Origin of the sequence: Bradyrhizobium liaoningense (assembly GCF_018130825.1) — a bacterium.
Lineage (GTDB): Bacteria > Pseudomonadota > Alphaproteobacteria > Rhizobiales > Xanthobacteraceae > Bradyrhizobium > Bradyrhizobium liaoningense_B.
Genome location: NZ_JAFCJS010000002.1, coordinates 330,671 through 353,978 on the forward strand (window position 1 = coordinate 330,671; position 23,308 = coordinate 353,978).

Annotated in this window: 22 protein-coding genes; 11 read left to right on the forward strand and 11 right to left on the reverse strand. The window is 65.4% G+C overall.

All coding sequences use genetic code 11. The features are described from left to right. Positions 1 to 22: 22 nt before the first annotated feature. The 4 genes from JQ603_RS10025 to JQ603_RS10040 all read right to left on the reverse strand — a co-directional run bounded on the left by JQ603_RS10025 (position 23) and on the right by JQ603_RS10040 (position 2,558). A complete protein-coding gene (locus JQ603_RS10025) occupies positions 23 to 1,228 on the reverse strand; it encodes a beta-ketoacyl-ACP synthase (RefSeq protein WP_212338902.1) in 1,206 nt (401 codons plus the stop codon). Beyond that, complete coding sequence (locus JQ603_RS10030; protein WP_212338905.1) at positions 1,225 to 1,695, reverse strand: 3-hydroxyacyl-ACP dehydratase FabZ family protein; 471 nt, start codon at positions 1,693 to 1,695, stop codon at positions 1,225 to 1,227. Before JQ603_RS10030 ends, JQ603_RS10025 begins: the two co-directional genes overlap by 4 nt. 10 nt (positions 1,696 to 1,705) lie before the next feature. After that, complete coding sequence (locus tag JQ603_RS10035; protein WP_007592476.1) at positions 1,706 to 1,993, reverse strand: acyl carrier protein; 288 nt, start codon at positions 1,991 to 1,993, stop codon at positions 1,706 to 1,708. A gap of 223 nt (positions 1,994 to 2,216) precedes the next feature. After that, positions 2,217 to 2,558 (reverse strand): hypothetical protein, encoded by a 342-nt coding sequence (locus JQ603_RS10040; protein ID WP_212338908.1) that lies wholly within the window; start codon positions 2,556 to 2,558, stop codon positions 2,217 to 2,219. Between the two features lie 323 nt (positions 2,559 to 2,881). On the opposite strand from JQ603_RS10040, the gene JQ603_RS10045 reads away from it, so the two are divergent. Beyond that, a complete protein-coding gene (locus tag JQ603_RS10045; RefSeq protein ID WP_212338912.1) occupies positions 2,882 to 3,511 on the forward strand; it encodes a ParB-like protein in 630 nt (209 codons plus the stop codon). Positions 3,512 to 3,526: 15 nt separating this feature from the next. Here JQ603_RS10045 and JQ603_RS10050 read toward each other — a convergent pair whose 3' ends face one another. Next, positions 3,527 to 3,682 (reverse strand): hypothetical protein, encoded by a 156-nt coding sequence (locus tag JQ603_RS10050; protein WP_212338915.1) that lies wholly within the window; start codon positions 3,680 to 3,682, stop codon positions 3,527 to 3,529. Between the two features lie 305 nt (positions 3,683 to 3,987). On the opposite strand from JQ603_RS10050, the gene JQ603_RS10055 reads away from it, so the two are divergent. Next, positions 3,988 to 4,131 carry a hypothetical protein gene (locus JQ603_RS10055; RefSeq protein WP_212338917.1) on the forward strand — a complete coding sequence of 48 codons (144 nt, stop codon included), beginning with the start codon at positions 3,988 to 3,990 and terminating at the stop codon, positions 4,129 to 4,131. Positions 4,132 to 4,172: 41 nt separating this feature from the next. Here the strand turns inward: JQ603_RS10055 and JQ603_RS10060 are convergent, their stop codons facing one another. Continuing rightward, positions 4,173 to 4,325: a hypothetical protein gene (locus JQ603_RS10060; RefSeq protein WP_245003535.1), complete on the reverse strand. Its 153-nt coding sequence runs from the start codon at positions 4,323 to 4,325 to the stop codon at positions 4,173 to 4,175. A 234-nt stretch (positions 4,326 to 4,559) separates the two neighbouring features. On the opposite strand from JQ603_RS10060, the gene JQ603_RS10065 reads away from it, so the two are divergent. From JQ603_RS10065 to JQ603_RS10085, 5 genes are all read left to right on the forward strand, one after another. Next, positions 4,560 to 4,790 carry a DUF6894 family protein gene (locus tag JQ603_RS10065; protein WP_212338925.1) on the forward strand — a complete coding sequence of 77 codons (231 nt, stop codon included), beginning with the start codon at positions 4,560 to 4,562 and terminating at the stop codon, positions 4,788 to 4,790. 180 nt (positions 4,791 to 4,970) lie between these two features. Beyond that, positions 4,971 to 5,138: a hypothetical protein gene (locus JQ603_RS10070; RefSeq protein WP_165405372.1), complete on the forward strand. Its 168-nt coding sequence runs from the start codon at positions 4,971 to 4,973 to the stop codon at positions 5,136 to 5,138. Continuing rightward, positions 5,135 to 7,684, forward strand: a complete 2,550-nt coding sequence (locus JQ603_RS10075) for an HAD-IC family P-type ATPase (RefSeq protein ID WP_212338934.1) — start codon at positions 5,135 to 5,137, stop codon at positions 7,682 to 7,684. The genes JQ603_RS10070 and JQ603_RS10075 overlap by 4 nt, the downstream gene beginning before the upstream one ends. Positions 7,685 to 8,241: 557 nt before the next feature. Beyond that, positions 8,242 to 10,209, forward strand: coding sequence for a TonB-dependent siderophore receptor (locus JQ603_RS10080; RefSeq protein WP_212338935.1), 1,968 nt, complete (start codon positions 8,242 to 8,244; stop codon positions 10,207 to 10,209). A gap of 4 nt (positions 10,210 to 10,213) precedes the next feature. Then, entirely contained in the window at positions 10,214 to 11,359 is a 1,146-nt protein-coding gene (locus JQ603_RS10085; protein ID WP_212338937.1) for a PepSY-associated TM helix domain-containing protein, read from the forward strand. Positions 11,360 to 11,608: 249 nt separating this feature from the next. Here the strand turns inward: JQ603_RS10085 and JQ603_RS10090 are convergent, their stop codons facing one another. From JQ603_RS10090 to JQ603_RS10100, 3 genes are all read right to left on the reverse strand, one after another. Then, positions 11,609 to 12,103 carry an MgtC/SapB family protein gene (locus JQ603_RS10090; protein ID WP_212338938.1) on the reverse strand — a complete coding sequence of 165 codons (495 nt, stop codon included), beginning with the start codon at positions 12,101 to 12,103 and terminating at the stop codon, positions 11,609 to 11,611. Continuing rightward, entirely contained in the window at positions 12,100 to 12,681 is a 582-nt protein-coding gene (locus JQ603_RS10095) for a peroxidase-related enzyme (RefSeq protein ID WP_211403295.1), read from the reverse strand. The genes JQ603_RS10090 and JQ603_RS10095 overlap by 4 nt, the downstream gene beginning before the upstream one ends. Before the next feature lie 225 nt (positions 12,682 to 12,906). Further along, positions 12,907 to 14,649: an ATP-binding protein gene (locus JQ603_RS10100; protein WP_212338941.1), complete on the reverse strand. Its 1,743-nt coding sequence runs from the start codon at positions 14,647 to 14,649 to the stop codon at positions 12,907 to 12,909. A 445-nt stretch (positions 14,650 to 15,094) separates the two neighbouring features. Between JQ603_RS10100 and JQ603_RS10105 the strand changes: the two genes are divergently transcribed. Continuing rightward, positions 15,095 to 16,063 carry a catechol 2,3-dioxygenase gene (locus JQ603_RS10105; protein WP_145658547.1) on the forward strand — a complete coding sequence of 323 codons (969 nt, stop codon included), beginning with the start codon at positions 15,095 to 15,097 and terminating at the stop codon, positions 16,061 to 16,063. Positions 16,064 to 16,076: 13 nt separating this feature from the next. Here the strand turns inward: JQ603_RS10105 and JQ603_RS10110 are convergent, their stop codons facing one another. After that, positions 16,077 to 19,598, reverse strand: coding sequence for a molybdopterin cofactor-binding domain-containing protein (locus JQ603_RS10110; RefSeq protein WP_212338946.1), 3,522 nt, complete (start codon positions 19,596 to 19,598; stop codon positions 16,077 to 16,079). Beyond that, positions 19,598 to 20,080 carry a (2Fe-2S)-binding protein gene (locus tag JQ603_RS10115; RefSeq protein ID WP_212338949.1) on the reverse strand — a complete coding sequence of 161 codons (483 nt, stop codon included), beginning with the start codon at positions 20,078 to 20,080 and terminating at the stop codon, positions 19,598 to 19,600. The genes JQ603_RS10110 and JQ603_RS10115 overlap by 1 nt, the downstream gene beginning before the upstream one ends. A gap of 251 nt (positions 20,081 to 20,331) precedes the next feature. On the opposite strand from JQ603_RS10115, the gene JQ603_RS10120 reads away from it, so the two are divergent. The 3 genes from JQ603_RS10120 to JQ603_RS10130 are packed head-to-tail and all read left to right on the forward strand — an operon-like array spanning position 20,332 to position 23,282. Further along, the gene (locus tag JQ603_RS10120) at positions 20,332 to 21,789 is read left to right on the forward strand and encodes a 6-hydroxynicotinate reductase (RefSeq protein ID WP_212338951.1); all 1,458 of its coding nucleotides are present in this window, start codon (positions 20,332 to 20,334) and stop codon (positions 21,787 to 21,789) included. After that, complete coding sequence (locus tag JQ603_RS10125) at positions 21,786 to 22,682, forward strand: UPF0280 family protein (protein ID WP_212338954.1); 897 nt, start codon at positions 21,786 to 21,788, stop codon at positions 22,680 to 22,682. Before JQ603_RS10120 ends, JQ603_RS10125 begins: the two co-directional genes overlap by 4 nt. Positions 22,683 to 22,697: 15 nt before the next feature. Then, the gene (locus JQ603_RS10130) at positions 22,698 to 23,282 is read left to right on the forward strand and encodes an amino acid synthesis family protein (protein ID WP_018645575.1); all 585 of its coding nucleotides are present in this window, start codon (positions 22,698 to 22,700) and stop codon (positions 23,280 to 23,282) included. Positions 23,283 to 23,308: the final 26 nt, after the last annotated feature.

Below are 23,308 nucleotides of genomic sequence, written 5' to 3' on the forward strand. Positions count from 1 at the left end.
ATCCGCTAAGGCGCAACGCGCTTTAGCTCACCGCCTCGACCAGCGCCATGCCTTCGCCGCGCCAGTGTCCGGCCCCCACCACGACAATCTGGGTGGGCGCCCCCTGCATTTCAATCTCGGTTCCGGTCGAATCGTTCGGCGGGAACAGCGCACCGCGCGAGATCGACAGCGCGGCGAGCGCGATGCCGAGCGGGAATTGCGTCTCCATGGTGTGACCGAACATCGTGCCGGTCGAGCGCACCGGGAAATCGGCGTGACTCTTCAGGAAGCCGCGCTCTTCCGAGGTCGCAGGCTCGGCGCCGGTCGCCCCCGTGATGATCGCGCCCTTGCCCTCGCGCTTCGGCAGCTTGGCCCAGAGCTTCTCCAGCGTTGCGGCCATGTCGCCGGGCTGCTTGCGGCGGGCGAGGTCGGCGACGACGCTCGACAGCTTCGCGAACGGCTTTGCGCCCCGCGCTTCGGCGTGGGCCTTCGATTCCAGCACCAGGAACGCGCCGGCCGAGCCGAGCGCGAAGCCGGCATGGTCCTTGCGCGCCCACACAGGGGCAAACTTGTCCCTCAGATTGAAGTCGCCGAATTCGTAGAGAACGAGCAAGTCCTTCCGCTCGCCATTATGCGAGCCGCCGACGAGGGCGATATCGCTCTCGCCCGAGGCGATGCGCGCAAGCGCGATGCGGGCGGCATCGGCGCCGGCGACCTCTTCGCCCATGAAGGTGCGCGAGGTGCCGCCAAGACCGTGCACGATGGCGATGTTGCCGGCGAGCAGGTTGGAGAGCTGCGCCAGAAACAGCGTCGGCCTGAGATCGCTCATCAGCCGCTCGTTGAGGAAGCCGGGCGCGTTGGCCCCCTTGGCCTCGGCCGTGAGCACGCCGGTGTCGACATTAAGGTCGCGCTCGCCGCCGCCGGCGGCGATCACCATGTCGATCTTCGACAGGATATCCTTGTTGCCCTTGATGCCGGCGGAGTCGAGCGCGAGGCCGGCAGCATAGGTGCCGATGCGCTGCCACGCCTCCATCTGGCGCTGGTCGCCCTTCTTCGGAATCTGGCTGTCGAAGGAGACGGGCATCAGGGGATGCACGATGTAGGGCGCAAAGCCCTTCTCGTCGACATTGATGCGCTTTTCCTGCAGCGCGGCCCAGTTGGCGTCCAGGCCCTCGCCGAGCGAGGTGGCAAGGCCAATGCCGGTGATCCAGACTTCCGTCTGGCCGGGCTTCGAAGCGGTGTCGGTCATGGCGATACGGCCTGTTGCGGAAAGCCGACGCGTTGCGCGACCGCGTCCATGTATCCGCGCATATCCGAATTGGGGAAGGGGATCAGCGTGAAGGTGAGCGTCGAATTCGCGCGCAGCTTGCCGCCGACCCGAATCTTGGCCTCGGTCATCGCATAGCCCGAGCCCTCATGAGCCACGCTCGCCTCGAGGGTCATCAGGTCGCCCGGAAACACCGAGCCGCGCACCTTGGCCTCCTTCACGGCGGCGAGAATCGGCATGCGCTCGAACTTCAGCACGCCCAGCAGCAGGAAGCCCGAGGCCTGCGCCATCGATTCGATCAGCAGCACGCCGGGCATCAAGGGATAGCCCGGAAAGTGCCCCTCGAAGACGGTGCTCTCCTGGGGAACCTGGGCCTCGACGACGATCTTCTTCTCGTCGACGTTGAGGTCGACGATGCGATCGATCATGTGGAAGTATTCGAGTTGCATGGCCGCCCGATTAGGCGCTCGCGCCCTTGGCGGCAACCAGCTCGTCGATGCGCGCGCACAGGTTCTTCAGCACGAAATATTGTTCGGTGGTCGCCTTGCCGTCGTTGACCTCCTGGGTCCACTTCTCCAGCGGCAGCTTGATGCCGAACTGCTTGTCGATCGCGAAGGCGATATCGAGGAAATCGAGGCTGTCGATGCCGAGGTCATCGATGGCATGGCTATCCGGCGTGATCGTGTCGCGCGGGATGTCGCAGGTTTCAGCGATGATCGTGGCGACCTGATCGAATGTGGAAGACATCACTAAGCCTTTGATATATTGCGGATATTTGTCAGATTTTCCAGAGTGGCGCGAAGGGAGGGCATCGCGCCCCTGATGACGCCCTCAAACCCCCCTCTGGCCGGGTCGAAAGCCCGTATATCGGAGCGCCGCCCTGAGTTCAATGGAGCCGGGCGGGCCCAAGGGGACAGCAAGGGACAGGGCTGGGGATGCCGCCGGCAGGGCTGCCGGCCGCAGGCGGGGCCTAGATGTGGGGCGTCGTGATCTTGGCGCAGTCGCGGCGGCCCATCAGCACGCAATCCTGGGTCCGGCGCAGGTCGGCGATGCTGACCGCGAGCCAGATCCCGATCGCGGTCAGCGCGATGGTGAAGGCGAGCGCGGCGATGTTGGCGAGCATGCGGTGGCGGAATTCGTCCGGCTCGGCGCGGGGCCGCTCGTAGCGCGACAGGTCGAGCGGTTCGGGCGCAACGCGCAGCGGCTGCACGGTGCCGTTGCCCCGGTTGCCCCCCGGGGTGGGCGACGTGCGCGGCCTGAACTGGAGCACCCGGTGCTCGTCATCCGAGCTTATGGGCCGCTGGGTTTTCATGGGGCGAGGATCACTCCGAAGCAGCGATTTTTAGATAGCACACGTGGTGAAAGCGTTGCAGAAAATCTTCTCAACGCGTACGTGCATTGTGCCTCTTGCACGCCTCCTCGCGAAACCCTGGAGATCGCGGTGCCGGGGCGTCATGCCCTGGTCAGGACGTGCGGGTTGCGTTGCAGCAACGAAAGATGGCGCCGCGTGCAGCCTCGTGAACATCGGCTTGTGATCTCCCGGTGCAGGTCGAACGCATTTACCGGCATGGGGCCCATGGCATAATCCAGGGAACCCGGGCGACCGGTTGCAACGATGTGAGGGGCCCCTCGACCATGACCACGACCAACGCGCGCGAGCCGAGAGTGCATCCGGTGCCGATCCTGTCGCTTCGGCCGACGCAGATGACGGTCGGCATGCGCGAGGTCAAGGAGAAGCGCAAGCGCTGGCGCGAGCACGGCAGGAAGAAGCAAGCCGATCTGCTAGGCACCCACATGATCCCCGTCGTCCACGGTCCTGACGAGCGCTATTACGTGATCGACCATCATCATCTCGGCCGCGCGCTGCACGACGAGGGTATCAAGGAGGTGCTGGTGACCGTGGTCGGCGACCTCCGCATGGTCGAGCGCGAGGCGTTCTGGGGCGTGATGGACAACAAGCGCTGGGTCTACCCATACGACTCCAAGGGCGAGCGGCGGCCGTTCCGCGACCTGCCGAAATCGGTCGCCGATCTCAAGGATGATCCCTTCCGCAGCCTTGCCGGCGAGCTCCGCCGCATGGGCGGCTTCGCCAAGGACACCACGCCGTTCTCCGAATTTCTGTGGGCGGACTTTCTGCGCCGAAAGCTGTCGCGCAAGGCGGTGGATGCCAATTTCGACAGGGCGCTGGAGAAGGCCCTGGCCGCGGCCAAGAGCAAGGATGCGGTCTACCTGCCCGGCTGGTGCGGGCCGGCGGACGACGATTGAGCGCAACCGCTCATATCAGTCGCGCTGGAAGATCTTGGCGCCGGGATAAGCGCGCCGCGCATAGGTGACGACCAGCGCCCGGTCCTGGGTGGCCAGGAAGGGCGTTCGGATCCGGCACGATCCGATGATGAGGTGCCACAGACCATTGAGCTTCTGAATGACGACGTTCATTTGCGTAGTCCTCGACGACTCCATATTGAGCAAGCGCTGCATTGAGCAAGCGCTGCATTGAGCAAGCGCTGCCTGTCGCGGCGGGCCCTGCGATTGACGATCGTGATGACGGGGCAAAGCTCCCGGTTTCGCTCACGCCCGCTGCAAAACGACGGCGACTATTGTTAGTTGGTTACGGCATGCGGCCCGATAAGCCGGCTCTCATCACAGCCGCTTGAGCGACATCATTTTCCGCATCGACGAAACCGTCCTGAAACAGAGCCGGCCCATTTATTTGCGGTATCGAGCTCACTCAGGAGGCAGAAATGCGCCGTGTGTTTTTCGCAATTGCCTTGCTCGCCGTCGCCTCAGCAGGAATCTCGGCCTCGTTCGCCGCAGTTCACCATGCCAAGACACTGACATTTGCCGAGCGCTTTGCCCCGGCGCTCGAGTTGATGGCGAAGCAGTAGCGGCCTCGCGCTTCCCAGCCGCGGGCCGTGCAGGGGTGTGATCACTCAGGATCCTGCGGGCCGGGTGAGGAGAGCAGCCGCTCGATCGCCGCGGCGGCCTCGCCGTCGCGCGCTTTTTGCAGCAGCGTATAGCGCTCGGCGCCGGCCGGCAGCTTGCTCGCGGCGGCGCGGGCGTCCCGTGTGAATTTGTTCAAGCGCTCCTGGAGCGAGAGGGGTGGTCGCGTTCGGTTGCGTTTCCTGGTCATGAATTGCCCTTTCCGGTGCAAAGACAACCATGGCCGCGCGAGCACTGTCCTTAACTTTTGTTGGTGCTGCCAACCGACCGCGGGCGTTCCCTCGGGCTCATCGTGCTCGATGAGCGGAAAACTTTAGGAACTGTCGGATTTCGACGGCCGTTAGCTGCAGCAGTCGCCAACGCTGAGCCGCCGATGCCGCGCTTCCATTTCGACATCCACGAGAACGGCCGGGTGTTTCCCGACGAAGACGGCCAGGATCTTGCGAGCGAGAACGACGCGCGCAAGGAGGCGCTCATGACCGGCGCTTCCGTCGCTCGCGACGCCTTCGTCTTGGGCAGTGCGCGGCACGTCGTCGTCGACGTTCGCGAGGAGGGCGCACCGTTCCTGAAGGTGTCGATCACGCTCGATGTCGAGGAAATTTAGGCGTGCGCTGTCGGAGCGCGGCCGGTGCGAACCTGCGGCAGAGCGGCGCATGCGATCTTGACGTATCGCAAAGAGACGCCGTCGGCGGTGGGTAAGGTGTGCTTGCATGACTGCCGAACCAGCGTTGCGCTCCCGCGGAGGCAAATGGACTCCGGATCATGCCGACCTGGAGACGCCACGATGAGCCTGATCCTTCGCATTCTGTTCGTCCTCGCCGGAGCCATCACCGCGCTGTTCGTCGCGCGGGATGCGCTGAACTTCACCATCATCCAGACCTTCGTCGCCATTCTGCTCGTGACCGCCGTCCTGCTCGCCGGGAGCCTCTGGAGCCTGCGGCGGAAGACGTGAGCGGCAAGACGCGCGCGCGACCGTCCGGACTGAGCGAGGCAGAGGCAAAGGCGCGACTGGAAAAGGACGGCGCCAACGAGCTGCCGCGGCCCGAGCGGCGCAGCCCCTTGCGCATCGTCGTGGAGGTGCTGCGCGAGCCGATGCTCCTGCTGCTGCTTGGTGGTGGGCTGATCTACCTCGTGCTCGGCGATCTCAAGGAAGCGCTGATCCTGCTGGCCTTCGGTGCGATGTCCATCGTGATCACGGTGGTGCAGGAGACCCGGACCGAGCGCGTGCTGGACGCCCTGCGCGACCTGACCAGCCCGCGTGCGCTCGTGGTGCGGGACGGTGCGCGCCGGCGAATTCCGGGCCGAGAGGTCGTGCGCGGCGATCTTCTCGTCCTCGGCGAAGGCGATCGGGTTCCCGCCGATGCCGCGCTCGTGGAGGCGCACGATCTGCAACTCGACGAATCCCTGCTCACCGGCGAGTCCGTGCCTGTCCGCAAGCAGGCTGCGGACATGATCGCGGCAGTCGATCACCGGCCCGGCGGCGAGGATCAGCCCTTCGTGTATTCCGGCTCGCTCGTCGTGCGCGGCGAGGGGCTGGCGCTGGTCGAGGCGACCGGCCCGCGCAGCGAGATCGGAAAGATCGGACTGTCGTTGCGCGGCTTGCAGGCCGAGCCGCCCCGGCTCCAGCAACAGACCGCAAGGCTGGTGCGGCTCTGCTTCCTCGGCGGCGCCGTGGTCAGCATGGCCGCCGTCGCACTCTATGGCGTCCTGCGCGGGGACTGGCTGCAGGCGCTGCTCGCAGGCATCGCCATCGGTATGTCGATGCTTCCGGAAGAATTCGGCGTCGTGCTCACGGTCTTCATGGCGATGGGAGCGTGGCGGATCTCCCAAGCGCGCGTGCTGACGCGGCGCGCCGCCGCCATCGAGGTTTTGGGGTCTGCGACCGTCCTGTGCACCGACAAGACCGGAACACTGACGCAGAATCGCATGTCCGTCGCCGAGCTGCGGCTGCCCGATGGGGCGCGGATGCGCCCAGCGGCCGGGGAAGATCGCGCCGGACCGGAATTCGCCGAGCTGGTGCGCTGCGGCGCCCTGGCGAGCTCTCCGGAACCGTTCGATCCGATGGAGAAGGCGCTGCACCAGTTCGCGCACGACGCCTTGCAGGAGGGCGATGCCATGGATGGCGAGCGGACGCTCGTGCGCACCTACGGTCTGCGCCCCGAACTGCTGGCGATGACCCAGGTCTGGTGGACAGCCGGCCGGGCGGACCTCGTCGCATGCGCCAAGGGTGCGCCCGAGGCGGTTGCGCGGCTGTGCAGGCTGAACGATGCCAGCCAGGAGTCGGTGCGAGAGGCCGCCAGCGCGATGGCGAAGGACGGGCTTCGGGTGTTGGGCGTCGCCGTCGCCGTCTGCGACGACGCTTCGCTCCCGCAGTCACAGCAGGCGTTCGCGTTCCGCTTTGTCGGCCTGGTCGGGCTTGCAGATCCGCTGCGGCCCCATGTCCCGGAGGCGGTTCGCGAATGCCGTGCGGCCGGAATTCGCGTCGTCATGATCACGGGCGATTATCCAGCAACGGCCGTTGCCATTGCGAACCAGGCCGGCCTTGACGTCCAGGACGTCATGACCGGCGATCAGGTCAGGCTGGCGGATGATCCGGAGCTTGCACGGCGCGTCAGGCATGTCAGCGTGTTCGCGCGGGTCCTGCCGGAACAGAAGCTGCGCATCGTCCAGGCGATGAAGGCCAATGGCGAGATCGTGGCGATGACCGGCGATGGCGTCAATGACGCGCCATCGCTCAAGGCCGCCCACATCGGCATCGCGATGGGCGGGCGCGGGACCGACGTCGCCCGCGAGGCGTCGTCGATCGTCCTGCTTGACGACGATTTCGGCTCGATCGTGTCGGCCATTCGCCTGGGGCGCCGCATCTATGACAATCTGCGCAAGGCGATGGCCTTCATCTTCGCGGTTCACGTCCCGATCGCCGGACTTGCGCTGCTGCCGCTGGTGTTCGGGCTGCCGCTGATCTTCAGTCCGGTGCACATCGCGTTTCTGGAGCTGATCATCGACCCCGTGTGCTCGCTGGTGTTCGAGGCGGAGCGCGACGAGCGCGATGCGATGACGCGGCCGCCGAGACGGGCCGATGCCGAGCTGTTCTCGTGGGCCCTGGTCGGCTGGAGCGTTCTCCAGGGCGCGCTCGCCTTCGCCCTCACCGCCACCATATTCGTCGGCGCGCTTCGCTCCGGCCTTGCCTCCGACGAGGCGAGGGCGCTGGCCTTCGTGACGCTCGTGGTCTGCTTCGTCGCGCTGGTCCTCGTCAACCGCTCCTTCAGTGCGTCGTTCGCGTCGGCATTCTTCCGGCCAAATCCCGCTCTGGCCTGGATCTTCGCGGCGGTCGCCGCCGTTCTCGCTGCAGCGCTGCTCTGGCCGCCGGCCTCCAGCCTGTTCCGCTTCGGTCCGCTGCATGCCGATGATCTGTTGATCACGCTCGGCGCGGGACTGCTGCTGCTGACGCTGCTCGAATTGCTGAAGCCGCTGTGGGCGCGGCGGTTGCGATTCTAGGTCGCGGCGCTGCCGTATGATCGCGAAGAATGGCGATACATCATCGCCGTTGTCGGTCCGTAATTCATGCAGCTAACGGAAGACGCGAGCAAGACGGCGACGCTGTTTCATTAGAACAGATCCAATCTATATCGATTCCACAGCGCGAACGCCCAAAAATCTTTGATTGTGCATTCGGAGTGTTCGCATGGTCGTCCCCGTAAATTTGGGGACTGGGAATGCTGGAATTTGTGTTTGACGCACGCGCAACGAAGCGCGGGCGCGTGTCGGTCTTGTGCGGTCTTCTCGCGCTTCCTCCCGCCATCGCCTTCGGCGGCAGCGCGCAAGCCCAAAGCGCGAGCGGAGCATCGGATCTTCCGCCCGTCGTGGTCGAGCAAAGCCGCCCAAGCAAACGCCAGGTCACGGCGTCGCGCAGCTCGCGATCGGCGAGCGCCCAGCGCACCCGATCTCGTGCGGCAGGACAGACGCCTCAGGCGGCTTCACAGTCGGCCGCCGCTGCAACGGAACGCGGTACGGATCCGGTGAGGGGTTTTGTACCTGTCGTCAGCTCGGCTGCGATGAAGTCCGACACGCCGATCCTCGAGACACCGCAATCCGTTTCCGTCGTCAGCCGCGATCAGCTCGATGCCCGCTCGGTGACGACGCTGGTCGAAGGCTTGCAGTATGTCGCGGGTCTTGCCATCCAGCCGGGCGGCAAGGACCCGCGCTACGACAACGTCTTCATCCGCGGCTTCGACAACAACGGCTACGGCGCCTATCGCGACGGACTTCGCGAGGTCGGCGATCCCAACTTCTTCTCGCTTTTCCGCAACGAGCCCTACGGTTTCGAGCGGATCGACGTCATCAAGGGACCGAGCTCGGTCATGTACGGGCAGGGCGCGCCTGGCGGCCTCGTCGATGTCATCAGCAAGCGGCCGACCGACAAGGCCTTCGGCGAGATCGTCGGGCAGTTCGGCAATTACGACCGCTATCAAGGCGCTTTCGATTTCGGCGGGCCCGCGACCAAGGACGGGACGCTGCTCTACCGCCTGACCGGCGTGTTCCGCGATTCCGACGCGCAGATCGCCAACTTCTCCAACTTCGTTAAGGACAACCGGACCTATATCGCGCCGGCCGTGACCTGGAAGCCGACCAACGACACGACGCTGACGATTCTCGCCGACTATACCCACGACCTGACCGGAAACGCCTTTCCGCTGTCGATGTTGCATGTGGCGGGTGGGAAGATCACAGGCGTCACCGCGGCACCGCTGTTCCTCGGCGATCCCAGCTACAACAAGTTCGATCAGGAGCAGGAGCGCGTCGGCTACCTGTTCGAGCATCGCTTCAGCAACAATCTGATCTTCGAGTCGAAGACCCGCTACGGCCACAGCGAGCTCGACTATCGTTACCTGATGTTCACCGGAACGCCGCTCGACACTCTCACGGTGTTCGGGCGGCGCGCGGTTCGCACGGTGGAGCAGTCCGACTCTCTGTCGACCGACAACCACCTGATCAGCAAGTTCAGCATGGGGCCGCTTCAGCATACGGTGGTCTCCGGCATCGACTATCTGACGCTCGACATGACCAACCGGACCTATTCCGGTGTCGCGCCCTCGCTCAGCCGGATCAATCCGGTCTACGACCAGACCATTGTCGTTCCGACGACGCTGTTCGGTAACTCGTCGAACCAGGCGATCGATCAGGTCGGCGTCTACGTTCAGGACCAGATGAAGCTCCAGAACTGGATCTTCACGCTGGGCGGCCGGTACGACGCCTCCGAGCAGAAGACGTTTGCCCTGCTGACGAACAAGACCACCGACACCAGGGACACCGCCTTCAGCAAGCGATGCTCCGTCTCCTACGTGTTCGATTCCGGAGTGGCTCCCTATTACAGCTATTCGGAAGCGTTCCTGCCGACGCCAGGCACGGATTTCGCGGGCAGTCCGTTCAAGCCGACGACGGCACAGCAGCACGAAGTCGGCGTGAAGTACCAGCCGTCGCGGACCCTGCTGATGACCGTGGCGCTGTTTGATTTGACGCGCCAGAACTCGCTCACGACCGACCCGGCACATCTCAACTTCAACACCCAGCTCGGCGAGGTCAATTCGCGCGGCGTCGAGTTCGAGGTGCTGGCGCAGATCGTGCCGGGGCTGAACCTGGTGGCGACCTATACCAATATGGACGTGAAGGTGACGCAAACCACCGTCGCCGCTGACCTCGGCAAGGTCCCGACGCTGGTGGCTCGCCAGCTCGCATCGGCCTATGTCGACTATACGGTCCAGGGCGGCACATGGGATGGCTGGGGTCTTGGCGGCGGCGTTCGCTACAACGGGCCGACCTTTGCCGACACCACCAACACCATCGTCAACGCGGATTATGTCGTGTTCGATGCCGGCCTGCATTATCGCCAGCCGAAGGGGGTGAACCTGGCTCTGGACGTGAAGAACATCGCCGACCGCGTCACCCTCGCTTGCACGACGAATGGTGGTTGCCAGTACACCAGCCCGCGCACCGTCACCGGTACGCTCAGCTATCGCTGGTAGACGCATGGTTCAGGCACGCACGATCCGGCTCTGGTCCCGCATTCACACCTGGACGTCGCTGGTGTGCATGCTGTTCCTGCTGATGCTGTGCGTGACGGGGCTTCCGCTGGTCTTTCACGACGAGATCGACGATCTGCTCGAGGACGAGATCGCGGCGCCCGCGATGCCGCAAGGAACGCCGCGTCTCTCGCTCGACCGGATGATCGCGGCGGCGCAGGCGCGCTTTCCCGGCCAGTTTGTCCTGCTTCTCAACCTCAAGCAGACCGAGCCGCTGGTGACTGTCGCGGTGTCTCCGACCGCTGTCCCGGCGCCCGGGAATTTCCATCGCCTGACTCTCGATGCGCGTACGGCCGAGGTGCTCGGAGAGGAGGCTCCGCATCAGGACGTCATGGACATCGTGTTGCGGATTCACAAGGACATGTTCGCAGGGCTCCCCGGCGAGCTCTTTCTCGGGGCGATGGGTCTTGTGTTCGTGATGTCGATCATATCCGGTGTGGTGGTCTATTGGCCGTTCATGCGGCGGCTGGATTTCGGCACGATCCGCCGGCGGACGTCGCCCCGCGTCAAATGGCTCGACACTCATAATCTCCTCGGCATCGTCACCGTGACCTGGACGATGGTGGTGGGCCTCACCGGCATGATCAACACGCTGGCGACGCCGCTGTTCGACCTGTGGCGGGCGCAGCTCATTCCCGTGTTGCTGGCGCCTCATCTGGGCAAGCCCGTGGCTCCGATCCCGTCGGTTCAAGCCGCGGTCGAACTCGTCCGTGCGAGATTTCCGGATCGCCTCGTCACCTCGGTGACGATGCCGACGTCGGCGCGCTTCGGCAGCCCGCAGCACCTCGTCGTCTGGACCAAGGGCGCGACGCCCTTCACGGCGCGCATGCTCCAGCCGATGCTGGTCGACGCCAATGACGGCAAGACGATCGTCGCGCCCGAAGTGCCATGGTATCTGAAGACGCTTCAGGTCTCGCGTCCGCTGCATTTCGGCGACTATGGCGGGCTTCCGCTGAAGATCGTCTGGGCGGTCCTGGACGTGATGACGATCATCGTCCTCGCCAGTGGAATCTATCTCTGGGCGGCGAGGAGAAGGTCGTCGGCCCGCCGCAAGCCGATCGACGCAGGCCGGACCGAAGCAGTCGGTGCCTAGTCCCATGCTCCCTTCCGTTTCCAAGGCGGACGTTCCTAACCGGGTCCGGCACCATAGAAGTGCCTGGGATGTGTTCCGGGTGCCGCTCCTCGTCGGCTTGGTCTGCGCCGCGGGACTCGGTCTGGCGCTCGTTGGAGATGGGATCTGGGATGGCCTGTCGTGGCTGGCACTTTCGTTGCCGGTCGCGCTTGCGGTCTTCTACTGGCGCCGCGCAGGTCGCTCGCACTGACTGAACCGTCGAACGGGTTGCTACGGGTGCCGCTCTTCCGGGCCGCTGCCGACGTCATGCGTCTCGTCCCTGCCGCCGAGCATGCGGTGCAGCCAACGCTCGATGCGGCGGCCGATGGTGAGCAGCACGAAGGCCAGTGTCAGCGCGACGGCGACGATCTTCCATTGGCCGACGCCGCAGGCGATGCCGAGACAGGCGGCCAGGAAGGTGCAGGCGGCGCTGGTCAGGCCGCGGACGCGGAACCTCTCGCTTTCGTGGACGATGACGCCGGCACCGAGGAAGCCGATGCCGGTGAGGATGCCCTGGATGACGCGGCTCGCCGCATCGGTGATCTTGCCGGCCTCGGCGAACTGCACGGCCAGCAATACGACGGTCGCGGTCGAGAGTCCGACGATGCCGAGCGTCTTCAGCCCGATCGGCTTGCCCTGCAGGTCGCGGTTGAGCCCGATCGCGCCGCCGGCGAGCGTCGCAACGCCGAGGCGCAGCAGCACATCGGGCCAATCAAGCTCGGTCATTTTTTCGGCAGGCGTCCCATCAGATAGAATTCCTCGTTCGGCCGCATGCCCGTGAAATTCGCCAGCCGGTTCGACAGCGCGAAGAACGCGGAGATCGCGGCGATGTCCCAGATGTCGTCGTCGCTGAAGCCGTGCGGCTGGAGCGCGGCGAAATCCTCCTCCGAGACGCGCTGCGCATCGGCCGAGACCTTCATCGCGAAATCGAGCATCGCCTTCTGGCGCGGCGTGATGTCGGCCTTGCGGTAGTTCACCGCGACCTGGTCGGCGATCAGCGGATTCTTGGCGCGGATGCGCAGGATCGCGCCATGCGCGATCACGCAATACTGGCACTGGTTGGCGGCCGAGGTCGCCACCACGATCATCTCGCGCTCGGCTTTGGTCAGGCCGCCGTCCTTCTCCATCAGCGCGTCGTGATAGGCGAAGAACGCGCGGAACTCGTCAGGGCGATAGGCCAAAGTGAGGAACACGTTCGGCACGAAGCCGCTCTTCTCCTGCACGGCGAGGAGACGGGTGCGGATGTCCTCGGGAAGCGTGTCGAGAGCGGGAGCGGGGAAGCGTTGCGCTGCGGTTTTTGTCATGTGCATGGATTCCGGCTGGGGGCCGGCCACCATAGTCGATGCGGGCGGCGGCCTCAACGTGCCGCGGTATGCCAGGGGCGGGCGCCACACACTCGCGTCATCGCCCGATTTAATCGGGCGATCCAGTATTCCAGAGGCGTTAGTGATCGAGCAGAGAGGCTGCGGCGTACTGGATGCCCCGGTCAAGCCGGGGCATGACAGTGTGCTTGGAGCGCGAGCGTTGCCTTACCGCAGCGGCTTCTTCAGCAGCGAGAAGCGGTCGGGATCGAGCCCCATCGACGGCTGCAGCATCGGGGCTTCGAGGCTGGACATCGTCTTCGTGGGCGGAGCCGAGAACACCGGATCGTTCGGAGAGGAATCGCGCTGCGAGGTGGCGCCGCGCCAGCGTTCGAGCACGGCGCTGACGAAATGCATGTCGTGACCGGCGGTGACCGACGGTACGCTGCTGATGGTGGCTTCGCCGCGCGGCAATTGGTGCGGCGGCACCTCCTTGAAGCGCAACCGGGTCGGCAACGCGACGCCTTCACCGAACGCCAGCACCTCGCGGGTGCCGAGCGAGGGCACGAAGGACAAGAGGTTCGCGGCCGCGTCCGATACCGCGGCGCGCAGCAGCGCCTGGTCGCGGTCGTTGGCAAGACGCATCGTGAACAGCGTGTTGCACTGGGAGATGATGGTGGCGTCGAGCTCGGCCGGACGCTGGGTGATCAGCCCGAGATAGACGCCGTATTTGCGGCCTTCCTTGGCGATGCGCGACACCGCCTTGCGGGTCGGGCCGAAGCCGATATTGCGGTCGGCTGAGGCGTAGCGGTGCGCTTCCTCGCAGACGAACAGCAGCGGCGAGACGCCGTCGCTCCACAGGCCGAAATCGAAGGCCATGCGGCACAGCACCGAGACGACGGAATCGATGACTTCGGCCGGGAAGCCGGCGAGCTGCATCACCGTCATCGGCTTGCCGTTCGCCGGCAGGCGGAACAGATGGCTGATCACCTCGGCCATGGTGTCGCCGCCGACATTGGCGTTGTCGAACATGAAGGCGTAGCGCGGGTCGTTGCGCACCGCTTCGATGCGCGAGATCAGCTTGTGATAGATGATGCGCGAAGAGCGGTTCTCCAGCTTGCCCATGCGCTCGTCGATCAGCGACAACAGGTCGACGAGGCGATACGGCACCGGCGTGTCGACGGTGTAGCCGACCTGCTTGGGATCGATGCGCTTCAGACCGATGCGGTCGGCGTTCTGGTACTGGGTATAGACGCCCTTGGCGAGCGGGATCACCTCGGCGAGGATATCGAGCTCCTCCGGCACGCCGGGGCGGCCCGCGAACAGCACGTCGACGATTTCCTCGAAGTTGAACAGCCAGAACGGCAGCTTCAGGTTCCGCGGGTTCAGCACGAGCGCGCGGTCGCCGAAGCAGCGGCCGTATTCGTTGTGGACGTCGAGCAGGAAGATGCGCAGGTTCGGCCGCGCCTTCAGGATCTCGTTGAGCAGCAGCGAAACGCCGGTCGATTTGCCGACGCCGGTCGAACCCAGCACGGCAAAATGCTTGGACAGCATTTCCTCGACGTCGACATAGGCGACGACGGAGCGGTCCTGCTGCAGGAAGCCGACGTTGATCTGGTCCGATCCGGTCGGCGCGTAGATCGTGCGCAGCTCCTGGCTCGTGATCAGTTCGACCGCATCGCCGATGGTCGGATAATTGGTGACGCCGCGCTGGAATTTGGCCTTGTCGGCGGCGTTCAGGATCTCGCCGAGCAGGTCGACCGAGGCGATGGCGATGTAATTGTCCGTGCTCGACAAATTCTCGCAGGAGACTTCGGTGATCATCGCGACGATGACCGAACTGGCGCAGCGAATGCTGACGAAGCGGCCGACGGTGGCCCGAACCTCCGAGATCGGCATCTGGCTGGTCGCCAAAAGCCCGACCCGGGCGAGCGATCCACGTACCGAAATCACGCGTCCAAAGGATGTCACGATGAATGAACCCGGCAAGAGCGAGGAATTTGTTCCAGACTATGCGTGGCCGTCGCTGGACAAACGGTTAAACGCCGGGCGCGCCCGCTCCGTTAAATCCGCGGTAATTCGGTCGCAAGCTTTGTCGCAAATGCAAATTTTGGGGTCGAAACGCCAGGAAAATACTGCATTTCGAGGCCGGGGATGGGCGAGGCGGTCTTAAGGAAGATTTTACCATCCGGGCAGGCTGACGTCCGTCGGGAGGACCCACGCGAGCAGCCGGGGCCATTCGCAAGGGGCGCCGCGGTTCATTTGTTGACGGGACCTAATCATTTGTACATTAGTACAAATGAAATCGTAACCATCGCTGCCGCGCAGGGGCGCCCCTCTTTGTGCCCCAATGAATGGCACCGTCGGTCAGGCGGAAAAGCAGCCACGCCTTACTGGACAAGCCCTGGAGGAAATCATGCAGCCCGAACCGATCCTCGATCTCGCCCATCTCGGCCATATGGAACTGCTGACGCCGAAGCCCGACGAGAGCCTGAAATTCTTCGTCGACGTGATGGGGATGACCGTCAGCGGGCAGAAAGGGGAGTCGGTCTACCTGCGCGGCTGGGACGATTACGAGCGCTATTCGCTCAAGCTGACGGCATCGAAGACGTCGGGCATGGAGCACATGGCGCTGCGCGCGCGCAGCCAGCAGGCGCTGGAGCGCCGTGTTGCGGCGTTGAAAGGATCCGGCTTCGACATCGGCTGGATCGACGGCGACATGGGGCAGGGGCCGACGTTCCGCTGCCGCGACCCTGATGGGCACATCGTCGAGCTCTATTACGAGACCGAATGGTATCAGGCGCCGCCGGAGCTGAAGCCCGCGCTGAAGAACCAGGCGCAGCGCTTTCCCGCGCGCGGCGTCAATGTCCGCCGCCTCGATCACCTCAACTGCCTCGCCGTCGACATCAAGGCGAACCGCGAGTTCTTCGAAAACTATCTCGGCTGCCGGCTCACCGAGCAGATCGTGCTCAACGACGGCCGGGAAGCGGCGATGTGGCTGACCATGTCGAACAAGAGCTACGACTTCGCCTATTCGCTCGATCATTCCGGCACGCCCGGCCGCTTCCATCACGTCACCTACGCGCTCGACAGCCGCGAGGAGATTCTTCGCGCCGCAGATATTTTCCTTGAGAATGGCGTGCATATCGAGACCGGCCCGCACAAGCACGCGATCCAGCAGACCTTCTTCCTCTACGTCTACGAGCCCGGCGGCAACCGCGTCGAGGTCGCCAATGCCGGCGCGCGCCTGATCCTCGCGCCCGATTGGAAGCCGATCGTGTGGACCGAGGAGGAGCGCAAGAAGGGCCAGGCCTGGGGATTGAAGACGATCGAGTCCTTCCACACCCACGGCACACCGCCGGTGGAGGTGAAGAAGCACGGCTGATTGCGCGCTTCTCTCAATGCGTGGACGATCGTAGCCTTGCGATCGTCTCCCGCACGCCGCTCCACGCCGGCTTGTCCGGCGCGAACTGCTTGCGCAGGAAGGTGACGAGCTCCTCGACCTGTGCGTCGCTCATGCTGTTCCTGAACGCCGGCATGTAGCCGAGATCGCTCGACACGGGATCAGTGATGCCGTGCAGGATCACCTGCACGAGATTGTCCGATGTCGCGCTGTGCAGATTGCTGTTGAGCGCGAGCGAGGGCCTGCTGCCGAACAGCGGCAGGCCGCCGACCTCGTGGCACACGGCGCAGGCGCCGTGATAGAGACGCGCGCCAGTGGAGGAGGCGACGGTGACCTGTGTCGCGCTTTCTAGCCGTGCCGCAACCGCGTCCGGCGTCTCGGCTGCGCCGTCGTTGAACGAGTTGAGATAGACCGCCATCGCGCGGATGTCCTGGTCGGGCAGGGCTTTCAGATCCCTGACGATCGGCGCCATCGGGCCGGCGGCGACGCCGTGATAGCGCGAATGGCCGGTGCGCAAGTAAGCGTAGAGCTCGTCCTCGCTCCACGGGATCGGCGCGTGCGAGAGCGAAGTCAGCGGCGGGGCTTCCCAGCCCTCGGCAAAGCCGCCGGCAAGATAGGCATTGCGCTGCTCGGCGCCGAGCGCATTGCGCGGCGAATGGCAGGCGCTGCAATGGCCGAGGCTCTCGACGAGATAGGCGCCGCGATTCCACGCCTCGGATTTTGTGGGATCGGGCTTGAATTCGCTCGTCCCGTGGAACAGCGCGTTCCAGCCCGCAAGCAGCGGACGGAGATTGAACGGGAAGGCGAGCGTGTTGGCGGGCGCCGTCGCGCGCACCGAGGGCTGTGCCATCAGGTAGGCGTAGAGCGCCTGCATGTCGGCATCGCCAGTCCTCGCGAAATGCGTGTAGGGGAAGGCGGGATAGAGTTGGCGGCCGTCGCGATGCAGGCCATCGCGCATCGCGCGTTCGAAGGCGGGATAGGACCAGGCGCCGATGCCGGTCTCGACGTCGGGCGTGATGTTGGTCGAATAGATCGTGCCGAACGGCGTCTCAAGCGCGCGGCCGCCCGCGTTGGGCACGCCGCCAAGGCTGGTGTGGCACTCCGCGCAATTGCCGAGCGCGGCAAGCTGCTCTCCGCGCGCGATCGTCGCCGCGGAATAGACCGACGCATCGGGGCGTGCGATGGGCGCAATGGCGCGCCCCGGCAGAAACGCGGCGCCAATTCCAATTGCAGCGGTGCAGACCGCCGCAATCGTCGCGTAGATGCCGGCGCGCTTGGCGAACGGATTTTCCCAGATGCGAGGCGGAGGCGGGGCTGCGGGCGCGGGCAGGGCCTGCGGTGTCGCCGCTGCCTCACCGTGTAGGCCCTTGAGGATGCGCTCGGGCGTGAACGGCGGCTCGCGAAAGCGCACGCCGGTGGCATCGAAGATCGCATTGGCAATCGCCGCTGCGCTCGGCACGGAAGCGGACTCGCCGACGCCGAGCGGCGGCTGGTCCTGCCGCGGCAGCATCAGCACGTCGATCTTGGGGACGTCGGGGAAGGGGATGATCGGATAGGCGCCCCATTCGCGCGCCGCCACCGCGCCGCGCTCGAACGAGACCTCCTCCATCAGCGCGCGGCTGGTGGACTGGATGACGTTGCCGTGGATCTGGTGGCGCACACCGTCCGGATTGATCATCAACCCGGAGTCCTGCCCGGCGATGACGCGCGTCACGCTGACGTCGCCGGTGGTCTTGTTCACCGCGACGTCCGTCACCCATGCCGACCACGCCGCGCCATAGCCGGGAAACTTGCTGTGGACATAGAGCGCATAGGCAAAGCCGCGCCCGTGCACGATCTCGCCATCTTTCTCTTCGCGAACCGGGCGCGGCGCCCAGCCCGCGCGCTCGGCGACCGCATTGACGAGATCGACGGCGCGCGGGTCTTTCAGATAGCGCAGGCGATATTCGATCGGATCGACGCCGGCCTCGGTCGCGGCCTCGTCGATGTAGGATTCATGCGCAAAGGTGTTCGGCAGCGCCGAGACGCCGCGGAACCAGGACGCGCGCACGATCGGCGCCATGTCGTGGGCGACGACGCGCATGTGGTCGTAGTCGTAAGGCGGGATCGCGGTGCGGTCGCCCATCTGCAGCACGGCGGGATCGGGCGCGATGCGGCCGGTCAGCAGCAGCGCCAGCGTCGGGGCGGCGTTCGAGGGATAACGCGTGGCGAGATCGTAAGCCGCAATGCCGCCGTTGGCATCGAGGCCACCGTTGACGTCGATGAGCTGCGCGGTGCCCTTGGGCTCCCAGGCATGCTCCTGCTCGCGCGTCAGCTGCACGCGGACGGGGCGGCCGACGGCGCGCGACAGCAGCAGGGCATCCGCGGTGACGTCATCGGCGCAGTTGCGGCCGTAGCAGCCGGCGGCCTCCAGCCTGACGACCTCGATCTCGCTCTCGGGACGCTCGATCAGCAGTGCGAGATCGCTGCGCAGCACGTGCGGGTTCTGCGTGCCCGACCAGACGCGGATATTGCCGTCCTGGAAGTCGGCGACCGCGCAGGACGGGCCGATCGAGGCGTGCATCTGGTACGGCCAGACGTAGGTGCGCTGCATCGGCCTGGCCGCGCCGGCAATTGCCTTGTCGACCTCGCCCTTGTCGATCAGCGTGCGCGGCGTCGACGGATTGGCGCGCAGCGCGGTCTCGATATCGGCGAGGTCGGTGAGGGCGGGCGTCGGCTTCCAGCTCAGCTTGAGCTGCTCGGCGGCGCGAATCGCATTCTCTTCGCGCTCGGCAACGACGCCGACGAAATCGCCGATGTGGACGACGGCGACGAGGCCGGGAATGTCGCGCACCGAGGATTCATCGACCGCGAGCAGGCTGGTGCCGACGAACGGCCCGGCATCGACGCCGGAATAGGGCGGCCGCACCACGCGGCCGTGCAGCATGCCTGGCACCCGAATGTCGTGCACGAAGGTCAATTCGCCCGTGGCCTTGGCCGGCAGGTCGACACGCGGGACGGAGTGGCCGACGATGGCGTAGTCGCCCACGGGCTTCACGGTGACGTCGTCTTCGAGCTCGAGCCGGATCTCTTCGCCGCCGATCAGCTCGCCATAGCTGACGCTGCGATTGTGTCCGCGCACGAGGCCGTCTTCGATCTTGAGGTCGGCGGCCGGCAGCTCCAGCCGTTCGGCCGCGCGTGCGATCAGGAAATGACGCGCCTGCGCCGCGGCCTTGCGCAGGGGAACGGCGGTGATCTGGATGGTCTCGCTCGCGATCGTTGCGCCCTGGTTCGGCACCACCGAGGTGTCGCCGAGCACGACGACGACGCGCGCAAAGGAGACGTCGAGCTCCTCGGCGACAATCTGGCCTAGCGCAGTGCGGATGCCGGTGCCGAGATCGACATGGCCGTTATAGGCCGTGACCGAACCGTCCGCGGTGATGCGGACGAAGGTCTCGGATGTGACCTCGTCCACACTGCGGGCGACGACAAGCGAGCCGGATGGCCGCTCAGCTCCGTTCGAAACAGGGGAGGCCATCAATCCGCGGCCTCGGTGAGCTGGCCGGATGCGCGCATCACCGCGCGCAGGATTTCGACATGCGTGCCGCAGCGGCAGAGATTGTAGCGCAGCGCCGCCAGCGCCTCCTGCTCGGTCGGACGCGGGTTCTGCGCGAGCAGCGCCTTGGTGGTCACGATCATGCCGTTGAGGCAGTAGCCGCATTGCGCGGCCTGCTCGTCGATGAAGGCCTGCTGCACGACATCGGGCTTGTCACGCGTGCCGAGGCCTTCGAGCGTCACGATGTCGCGTCCGGCGCAGCCGCCGATCGGAATTACGCAGGAGCGCGCCGCGGTACCGTCGATCAGGACAGTACAGGTGCCGCATTCGCCGAGACCGCAGCCATATTTCGGACCGTTGAGCGCGAGATCGTTGCGCAGCACATAGAGCAGCGGCGTCTGGCGCTCTGCAGCGACCTCGTGGATCCTGCCGTTCACGGTGAGGCGGATCGGTGTCTGCGTCATCCCTGTTCCCAAGCCCAAGACCATGCAGTCGCAAAAATTCTACGCCGCGACGATACCGTTTGTACACAAACGTGCAAGCCGTGCATGTCGCACTGCAGCGCGATTGCCTTCTTTGTGGACAGAGCCGATAGGCAAATGAGGTTTTATGCAGCAGCCACATCTTTTGCGCTGCACCGCCGCTTGACAGCGCCGGGGGACCGCGCGCAACATCGTTCGTATACGAATGATAACGACGTCTCCGCTGGCCTGACATGGTGATGGAAACAACGAGCGCTGCCACCGACAAGATCCGCTGCGATGCCTGTCCGGTGATGTGCTACATCAAGCCGGGCGCGGCGGGCGCCTGCGACCGCTATGCCAATCACGACGGCAAGCTCGTCCGCGTCGATCCGCATGTGATCCTGGAGCGCACCGTCTCGCATGGCGGCAAGCTCGTTCCGTTCAGCCGCACGGAAGACTGGGACGGCAAGATCGTCCACGAGCCTTCGACCTTCGTCACCGCGATCGGCGCGGGCACGACCTATCCCGACTACAAGCCGGCGCCGTTCATCGTCTCCGCGGAAGTGGACGGCGTCGACATGGTGACCGTGGTCACCGAGGGCATCTTCTCCTATTGCGGCATCAAGGTGAAGATCGACACCGACCGCTATCTCGGGCCCGAAACCGCGACCGTGCGCGCGCAGGGCGAGGCGGTCGGCCACGTCACCACCAGCGAATACGGCTCGCAGATGCTGTCGCTCGGCGGCGTGCATCATCTCACCGGCGGCTCCAAGAAGGAGGGCCGCGTCACCTGCGATACGCTGATGGACCTCGCCAATTGCAAGGCGGTGGAACTGACCATCGATGGCGGCGCGAGCGTTGTGGTGCAGGCCGGCCAGCCGCCGATCGTCAACGGCGTGAAGGAAGAGCGCATGCGGGTCGGCTGCGGCTCGGCGACGATCGGCATGTTCGCCAAGCAATGGCACGGCAAGGTCGACGAGGTCGTCGTGGTCGACGACCACATCACCGGCGTGCTCTCGGAGCACCAGGCTGGCAAGCTGCTCGACATCGCCGACACCGGAATCAAGATGAAGGGCCGTCGCTCGACGCCCGGCCGCTACTTCCAGGTCGCCGATCCCGGCACGGGGTGGGGCGGCACCAACATTTCCGATCCGCTCTCGATCCTCGGGCCGTTCGACAAGAAGGAGGCGAAGGCCGGGTTGACCATGCTGATGGTGTCCACGACCGGCGAGCATTCGTCCTATTACGTGCTCGACGAGTCCTTGAACCCGGTCGAGACCGAGATGCCTGCCGACCTCAAGTTCTCCGTCGAGCGTATCCAGGAGAATTGCGAGCCGGCATTGTGCACGGTGCTGTTCATGGCGGGCGCGGGCGGCTCGCTGCGCGCCGGCGTCACCGACAATCCGGTGCGGCTCACCCGTTCGGTGAAGGATGCGCTGACGCGCGTCACCAGCGGCGGCGCGCCGGTCTATGTCTGGCCGGGCGGCGGCATCACCTACATGGTCGACGTGACGCAGATGCCTTCGGGCGCGTTCGGCTACGTGCCGACGCCGGCGCTGGTCGCGCCGATCGAGTTCACGATGAAGCTGACGGATTATGCCGCGCTCGGCGGGCACATGGATTATGTGAAGCCGCTCTCCGAGGTGCAGAACGGCGACGATGTCCGCCAGTTGCCCTGGCAGAACCCGATTCCGGGACCGCGGGCATGACACGGCTCCCGCAAATCGCATTGCTGTCTGATGGCCGGCGGCTGCATTTGCAGGATGGACCGATTGATCTGATCGTGGAGGCGAGGGGGCGCGCGGACGCAGTGCGTGCGGCCTATGAGGCGGCAGCGCAGCGGTTCACCGGACTTCTCGACGAGCTTTGCGCGGAACTGCCGGAACTGCGGGCGGCCGCTGGGACGCGAACGTCCTTGAAGGGCGTCGTTGCGCGGCGCATGCACGCCGCTGTTGCACCTTATGCCGCCGACTGCTTCATCACCCCAATGGCGGCAGTAGCCGGCAGTGTGGCGGAAGAGATTCTTGGCGCGATGCTGGCTGTCGCGTCCCTTGACCGGGCTTACGTCAACAATGGCGGCGACATCGCGCTGCATCTCGGCAAGGGCGAGCATTTTGCCGTCGGCCTGATGGATCGGCCGGACCGCGACGGCGTGATGCGGACCCTGAGGGTCGATTCAGATGAACCCGTGTGCGGCATCGCGACCAGCGGCCGTCACGGCCGCAGCTTTTCGCTCGGCATTGCCGACGCGGTGACGGTGCTCGCGGCGACGGCATCGCAGGCCGATGCGGCCGCGACTGTCATCGCCAATGCCGTCGATCTGCCCGGGCATCCCGCCATCATCCGGACGCCCGCGAACGAGCTTCAGCCCGACAGCGACCTCGGCGGGCGTCTCGTCACCCGCGGCGTCGGTGAATTGTCGCAAGACGAGATCGCGGCCGCGCTGGAATCTGGCGCGGAATGTGCACGGCAATTGTTCGATCGCGGACTGATCGAGGGTGCCGTGCTGCGGCTTTGTGGTGATATGCTTGTCATCGGACCTAAGGATATAGAAGAGCAACGAACGCGCCCGCTCGTGCTGGAGAACGCGGTCGATGCCTGAACAGGGAAGCGAAACATGAGCGCGATCATCCGCAAGATCGTCACCGTCGTCGAAGAGACGCAGATGGAGATGGGCCGCCAGGTCTCGCCGCCGACCCGGCGTGCCGCGGCGATCGCCGTGATCGAAAACCCGTTTGCCGGGAAGTATGTCGAGGATCTCTCGCCGCTGATCGCGATCGGCGAGGAGCTCGGCGAGCTCCTGTCGAAGCGCGCGGTGGCGGCGCTCGGCATCGAAGGCGCGAAGGCGCAGAGTTATGGCAAGGCCGCAGCCGTCGGCGAGAACGGTGAGCTCGAGCATGCCGCCGCCATCCTTCACCCCAAGATGGGCGCGCCGGTCCGCAAGGTGTTGGGCAAGGGCGCGGCGCTGATCCCGTCGTCGAAGAAGCGCAGCGGGCCGGGCACGACGCTCGACATTCCGCTGGGGCACAAGGACGCCGCCTTCGTGCGCAGCCATTTCGACGGCATGGAGGTGCAGATCAACGACGCGCCGCGCGCCAACGAGATCATGGTCGCGGTCGCCGTCACCGACAGCGGCCGTCCGCTGCCGCGCGTGGGCGGGCTGACGGTTGCTGAAGTCAAGGGCGAAGACGGCCTGAGATAGGGTTTGAACCGGGGAGGCGGGCACAG

Coding starts and splice junctions, on each gene's coding strand:
- JQ603_RS10025 (WP_212338902.1), bottom strand. CDS start 1,228: ATGACCGACACCGCTTCGAAGCCCGGCCAGACGGAAGTCTGGATCACC.
- JQ603_RS10030 (WP_212338905.1), bottom strand. CDS start 1,695: ATGCAACTCGAATACTTCCACATGATCGATCGCATCGTCGACCTCAAC.
- JQ603_RS10035 (WP_007592476.1), bottom strand. CDS start 1,993: ATGTCTTCCACATTCGATCAGGTCGCCACGATCATCGCTGAAACCTGC.
- JQ603_RS10040 (WP_212338908.1), bottom strand. CDS start 2,558: ATGAAAACCCAGCGGCCCATAAGCTCGGATGACGAGCACCGGGTGCTC.
- JQ603_RS10045 (WP_212338912.1), top strand. CDS start 2,882: ATGACCACGACCAACGCGCGCGAGCCGAGAGTGCATCCGGTGCCGATC.
- JQ603_RS10050 (WP_212338915.1), bottom strand. CDS start 3,682: ATGAACGTCGTCATTCAGAAGCTCAATGGTCTGTGGCACCTCATCATC.
- JQ603_RS10055 (WP_212338917.1), top strand. CDS start 3,988: ATGCGCCGTGTGTTTTTCGCAATTGCCTTGCTCGCCGTCGCCTCAGCA.
- JQ603_RS10065 (WP_212338925.1), top strand. CDS start 4,560: ATGCCGCGCTTCCATTTCGACATCCACGAGAACGGCCGGGTGTTTCCC.
- JQ603_RS10070 (WP_165405372.1), top strand. CDS start 4,971: ATGAGCCTGATCCTTCGCATTCTGTTCGTCCTCGCCGGAGCCATCACC.
- JQ603_RS10080 (WP_212338935.1), top strand. CDS start 8,242: ATGAAGTCCGACACGCCGATCCTCGAGACACCGCAATCCGTTTCCGTC.
- JQ603_RS10085 (WP_212338937.1), top strand. CDS start 10,214: ATGGTTCAGGCACGCACGATCCGGCTCTGGTCCCGCATTCACACCTGG.
- JQ603_RS10090 (WP_212338938.1), bottom strand. CDS start 12,103: ATGACCGAGCTTGATTGGCCCGATGTGCTGCTGCGCCTCGGCGTTGCG.
- JQ603_RS10095 (WP_211403295.1), bottom strand. CDS start 12,681: ATGACAAAAACCGCAGCGCAACGCTTCCCCGCTCCCGCTCTCGACACG.
- JQ603_RS10105 (WP_145658547.1), top strand. CDS start 15,095: ATGCAGCCCGAACCGATCCTCGATCTCGCCCATCTCGGCCATATGGAA.
- JQ603_RS10110 (WP_212338946.1), bottom strand. CDS start 19,598: ATGGCCTCCCCTGTTTCGAACGGAGCTGAGCGGCCATCCGGCTCGCTT.
- JQ603_RS10115 (WP_212338949.1), bottom strand. CDS start 20,080: ATGACGCAGACACCGATCCGCCTCACCGTGAACGGCAGGATCCACGAG.
- JQ603_RS10120 (WP_212338951.1), top strand. CDS start 20,332: ATGGTGATGGAAACAACGAGCGCTGCCACCGACAAGATCCGCTGCGAT.
- JQ603_RS10125 (WP_212338954.1), top strand. CDS start 21,786: ATGACACGGCTCCCGCAAATCGCATTGCTGTCTGATGGCCGGCGGCTG.
- JQ603_RS10130 (WP_018645575.1), top strand. CDS start 22,698: ATGAGCGCGATCATCCGCAAGATCGTCACCGTCGTCGAAGAGACGCAG.